The 5,115-nt window shown below is 70.2% G+C and carries 5 protein-coding genes; 3 read left to right on the forward strand and 2 right to left on the reverse strand.

Going from position 1 to position 5,115, the window contains the following annotated elements; all coding sequences use genetic code 11:
• On the reverse strand, positions 1 to 1,414 hold a 1,414-nt coding region (locus tag G6020_RS13200), incomplete at its 3' end, for a S9 family peptidase (RefSeq protein ID WP_182610934.1).
• A 167-nt stretch (positions 1,415 to 1,581) separates the two neighbouring features.
• Here G6020_RS13200 and G6020_RS13205 point away from each other — a divergent pair.
• Together G6020_RS13205 and lpdA are read left to right on the forward strand one after the other, a co-directional pair.
• Positions 1,582 to 1,737, forward strand: a complete 156-nt coding sequence (locus G6020_RS13205) for a hypothetical protein (protein ID WP_179523434.1) — start codon at positions 1,582 to 1,584, stop codon at positions 1,735 to 1,737.
• Positions 1,738 to 1,860: 123 nt separating this feature from the next.
• The gene (lpdA, locus tag G6020_RS13210; protein WP_182610935.1) at positions 1,861 to 3,255 is read left to right on the forward strand and encodes a dihydrolipoyl dehydrogenase; all 1,395 of its coding nucleotides are present in this window, start codon (positions 1,861 to 1,863) and stop codon (positions 3,253 to 3,255) included.
• 223 nt (positions 3,256 to 3,478) lie between these two features.
• Here lpdA and G6020_RS13215 read toward each other — a convergent pair whose 3' ends face one another.
• On the reverse strand, positions 3,479 to 4,261 hold the full coding sequence (locus tag G6020_RS13215) for a hypothetical protein (protein WP_182610936.1): 783 nt from the start codon (positions 4,259 to 4,261) through the stop codon (positions 3,479 to 3,481).
• Between the two features lie 260 nt (positions 4,262 to 4,521).
• Here G6020_RS13215 and G6020_RS13220 point away from each other — a divergent pair.
• On the forward strand, positions 4,522 to 5,115 hold a 594-nt coding region (locus G6020_RS13220), incomplete at its 3' end, for an HAD-IA family hydrolase (RefSeq protein ID WP_182610937.1).

Raw genomic sequence — 5,115 nt, forward strand, 5'->3', positions numbered from 1 at the left:
TCACGGTGTAGGGCACGCGGGTGCCGTCGTCGCTGACCGCTGTGTGCCGGGTGACCTCGATGCCGGTGGTGTCGAACCGGTCGGGGGTGGACCCGAGCGTCGTGGTGGAGCCGTCCGCGCGCAGCAGCACCAGCGACGGCGGCACGATCGGCCCGGACACCGCGAGGACGGCGTCGTCGGGGTGTGGGCGCTCGTCGTCGTCGTCCATTCCGCCGCCTGCGTCGGCGCCGGACAGGCGGTCGCAGGACAGCACGTCCACCGACACGTGGTCCGGTAAGCCCTCGACGGGGCGGGGCTCCCAGGCCCCGTCCGCGGCGTCGGGGATCGTGTACGCCTCGAGGCGGGACTCGGTGTCGTCGAGGATCGTCAGCAGGATCCGGCCCCGGCCCCAGGTCACGTCCTCGACCGTGGTGGAGGGGGTGGGGGAGAACAGGACGACGGGCTCGGGCAACCGCGAGGGGTCGGCGTCGATCGCGGCCCACGGCAGCACGAGGACCGACCCGCCGGCGTGGGTGCGTCCGGCGACCTCGAGATCGGTGCGCGGCCGCAGCAGCAGCCAGTCCCCGCACGACTCCACGCGGCAGTCCTCGGGGACCGGGAGTCGGTGGGGTGCGGTGGTCGAGGGATCGACCCCCGGGGACCAGAACCACTCCTCGGAGGTGTGGAAGTCGGGGGCACGGCTGGTCGTGTAGCGGCCCGAGGTGAGGTCGTACGCGGCGCCCACCGCCACGTCCTCCGATCGTCCGGAGAAGATCACCGGCGCGCTGAGCGGGTCGGTCCCGCGACGCCACAGCCGCGCCAGGCGGGGGTAGCCGGAGTCGGTGGCGTCCGACCCGCCGGGGTCCAGCGGCGAGGACAGCAGCAGGGTGTCCCGGTCCACCCAGGACACCGAGCTCTTGGCCTCGGACAGCCGGAACCCGCCCTCGGACTCCGGGACGAATCGGCGGGCGGTCAGATCGAACTCGCGGACCTCCACCGCGTCCGCGCCCCCGCGGGAGAGCCGGACGAGCGCCCTGTCGTCCGCGGGGCGCCGGACCACGGTGCCCGAGTAGACCCAGTTGACCCCCTCCTCGGCGGCCAGGGCGTCCACGTCCACCAGGGTCTCCCAGGCCGGGTGGTCGACGCCCGGGGCACCACGCGAGAGCACGGACCACGGCACCCGTCGCCACAGACCGCGGGGATGGTCGGCGTCCCGCCAGAGGGTGTAGGCGTGGCGGCCGCGCAGGACCGGCCACGCGATGCGGTCCGAGGCGTCGAGGATCTCCAGGGCGCGGGCGTACGCCGTCTCGGCCTCCGGCCCGGAGGCGAGATCCGCCACGGTTCGGTCGCTCCGGTCCCGGACCCACTCGAGGGCCCCGGCGGAGTCGACGTCCTCGAGATGCAGGAACGGATCGGGCGACGCGGATGAGTTCATGCCCCGATGATGCCGTGTGCGGCCCGTCGGCAACTGAACCGGTGTAAGAAATCCACAGGCTCTTGTTACCGGGCCGTAGCGTCAGTACCATCAACGCCATGCAGGGGTCGCCTGACCCGGCCATTCTCGAAATCCTCGGGAATGCACTCGATAAACGGAGATACACAATGGGTTCCCTCACCGACATCCTCAGCACCGGCTCGGGCGATTCCGGTTCGCTCAGCGGCGGCAGCGCCACCGGCAACATCACCGACATGATCGCCGAGACCGTCGGCGACATCGTCGCCTCGGCTCTCAAGTCGGTCCTGGGCAACCTGTCCTGAGCTCGCCCCACTCGGGCACCGTCGCCGCCCCTCCCCCCGGGAGGAGGCGGCGACGCTCATTTCGGGTGGGGTTCCACGCCGCTCCGCCGCTCGGCGGCCGTCGGGAGCGCTACCCTGTGTGTCGTGGCTGACACTCATTACGACCTCATCGTCCTCGGCGCGGGCCCCGGTGGCTACGTCGCCGCGATCCGCGCCTCGCAGCTCGGCCTCAAGGTGGCCGTGATCGAGGAGAAATACTGGGGCGGTGTGTGCCTCAACGTCGGGTGCATCCCCTCGAAGGCGCTGCTGCGCAACGCCGAGCTGGCCAACACGGTGCTGCGTGACGCCAAGACGTTCGGGATCTCCGGGGACGTCTCCTTCGACTACGGGGTGGCCCACGACCGCAGCCGCAAGGTCTCGGACAACATCGTCAAGGGTGTCCACTTCCTCATGAAGAAGAACAAGATCACCGAGATCGACGGCTTCGGCACCTTCACCGACGACAAGACGATCGAGGTCGACGGCACCTCGTACACGTTCGACAACTGCATCATCGCCACCGGTTCCGTGGTCAAGACTCTGCCCGGGATCGAGCTGAGCGAGAACGTGGTGGACTACGAGGACCAGATCCTCTCCCGCGAGCTCCCGGATTCCATCGTGATCGTCGGCGCCGGGGCCATCGGCATGGAGTTCGCCTACGTCATGTCCAACTACGGCGTCGAGGTGACGATCGTCGAGTTCATGGACCGTCTCCTGCCGAACGAGGACGAGGAGGTCTCCAAGGAGATCGCCAAGCACTACAAGAAGCTCGGCGTCAAGGTCCTGACCGGGCACAAGACCACCAAGGTCACCGACAACGGCGACTCGGTGGAGGTGGAGGTCGAGAAGAACGGTGAGGAGGGCAAGTCCCAGACCCTGACCGTGGACAAGGTGCTGATGGCCGTGGGGTTCGCGCCCCGGGTGGAGGGCTACGGCCTGGACAAGACCGGTGTCGAGCTCACCGACCGCGGCGCCATCGCCATCGACGACAACATGCGGACCAACGTCAAGGGCATCTACGCCCTCGGCGACGTCACCGCCAAGCTGCAGCTGGCCCACGTGGCCGAGGCGCAGGGAGTCGTGGCCGCCGAGACCATGGCCGGCGCCCAGACGCAGACCCTGGGTGACTACCGGATGATGCCGCGCGCGACGTTCTGCCAGCCGCAGGTGGCCTCGTTCGGGCTGACCGAGGCCCAGGCCCGCGACGAGGGCTACGACGTCAAGGTGGGCAAGTTCCCGTTCTCCGCCAACGGCAAGGCGCACGGGCTCGGCCACGCGGTCGGGTTCGTCAAGGTCGTGGCCGACGGCACGCACGGCGAACTGCTCGGTGCCCACCTCATCGGCCCCGACGTCTCCGAGCTGCTGCCCGAGCTGACCCTGGCGCAGATGTGGGACCTCACCGCCGAGGACGTGGCACGCAACGTGCACACCCACCCGACCCTCTCGGAGGCCATGAAGGAGGCCGTCGAGGGCGTCAGCGGCCACATGATCAACCTCTAGGGGCGCCGGCCCGGCCCTGACCCGGCCCGGCCCTGACCCGGCCCGCACTCACCGGGCTCCCCGGCCCACCCCGCACCGGTCCGGGCCCGCCCCTCACCGGGCTCCCGGGCCCGCCCCTCACCGGGCAACGGTCAACGACAAGAGCGTTCCGCGCACCGCCTCTCGGGCGACGTGCGCGGAACGCTCTTCTCGATGGCTGGGGCGCCGGCGACGGTCGAGCGGCTTACTCGGCCACCACGATCTTGGCCATCTGCGCCTCGTAGATGGCGTCCAGGGCGCCGGCCGCGGAGGGCAGGACCGGGTCCGCCTCCGGGTTGTTGCCGCGGGCCGCGTACTCGACGCTCACGGTGGTGTCACGGGTGAAGCCGTGGATCGCGATGGCCCGGCTCAGTGAGCGGGTGCCGTCCGGCCGGGTGGTGATGAAGTCGCTGGTGACCCGGAAGCCCTCGGCGCCCTCGATGGCCGGGGCGTCACCCACGGTCATGACGAGCTCGACGTCGGGGTTGGTGGAGCTCCGCGAGGTGGTGCAGGCCTCGTACAGGGAGCGGTCCATGAAATCGTCGAGCTTCTGACCCACCATGCCGATCCCGAAACGATGCTCGGTGTCGTCCTCCTGCGACTGCTTGTACCGCACCGCTGCGGTCAGCCCGTCGGTGGTCGCGAAGTTGGAGACGGTCTCGAGGCGGGAGACCCTGTCGCACGCCGGGTCCTCCATGAGCTGCTTGCCCTGGTCGGCGACGAGCTTGTCGACCGCCTCCTGGAGGAGATCCGGCTCGATCACCTGCACCACACCGCCACCGGGGGCCTCGCCCTCGGCCAGGACCAGCTGGTCGAGAGGCGCCTCGGGTGCGGACTCGTCGACGGTCTCGGCGGTCTGGGTGTCGCCCGGGGCGTCACCGTTCCCGGAGTCGTCGGAGTCCGACGTGCAGGCCGTGAGTGCGGCCGCGGTGACCAGTGCGAGGCCGGCGATCGCGACACGGCGGGGATTGCGGGTGCGAAGTCGCATCTCTCTCCTTCTAGTCCAGAGTCACCGACCATAGTGCCACCGGGCACCCGGTGACAGTGCATTCCGCCCCGAGTCGAGGCCGGGTGGACCCCGCATCCCTCCCGCACGTAGGCCGGATGGCACCCACATTCCCTGCCCGCCGGGCGTGAGATGGGCCGCACGGGGGGAGGTGAGGGGTTCGATACGGCGTCCGGGTGTCTACCCTTGATGCGTCACCGGACGAGCCCGATCGGCCCACCGACCCGGAAGCAGGATTCGACATGGACCATGACGGCATAGATGCCGTGCTCTTCGACCTCGACGGGGTCATCACCCCGACGGCCGAGAAGCACATGCAGGCGTGGAACCGGATGTTCTCCGCGTACTTCGCCGACCGCGGGATCGACCCCTACTCGGACGAGGACTACTTCCGCTACATAGACGGCAAACCGCGGGTGGAGGGGATCGCGTCGATGCTCGCCGCGCGCGGCCTCACGCTGCCCGATGGCGTCGAGGGCGAGGGCGACGACGACGAGGGGTCAGCCGAGGCGGACACGATCACCGGGCTGGGGCTGCGCAAGAACATCGTCTTCCGTCAGCTGCTCGACGAGGGGATCGAGGCCTACCCGGGGTCGGTCGCCTACCTCGACGCCCTCGACGCCGCCGCGATCGCGTCCTGCGTGGTCTCCAGCTCCAAGAACGCGGGCCCCGTGCTCGAGGCGGCGGGGCTGCGGGACCGCTTCGAGGTCGTCGTCGACGGGCTGGTGGCGCAGGCCGAGGGCATCCCGGGCAAGCCCCGGCCCGACACGTACCTGCGGGGGGCCGAACTGCTGGGCGTGCCCGCGGACCGCTGCGTGGTGATCGAGGACGCCGTC

The organism is Dietzia sp. B19 (assembly GCF_014145155.1).
GTDB lineage: Bacteria > Actinomycetota > Actinomycetes > Mycobacteriales > Mycobacteriaceae > Dietzia > Dietzia natronolimnaea.

Coding starts and splice junctions, on each gene's coding strand:
- G6020_RS13205 (WP_179523434.1), top strand. CDS start 1,582: ATGGGTTCCCTCACCGACATCCTCAGCACCGGCTCGGGCGATTCCGGT.
- G6020_RS13215 (WP_182610936.1), bottom strand. CDS start 4,261: ATGCGACTTCGCACCCGCAATCCCCGCCGTGTCGCGATCGCCGGCCTC.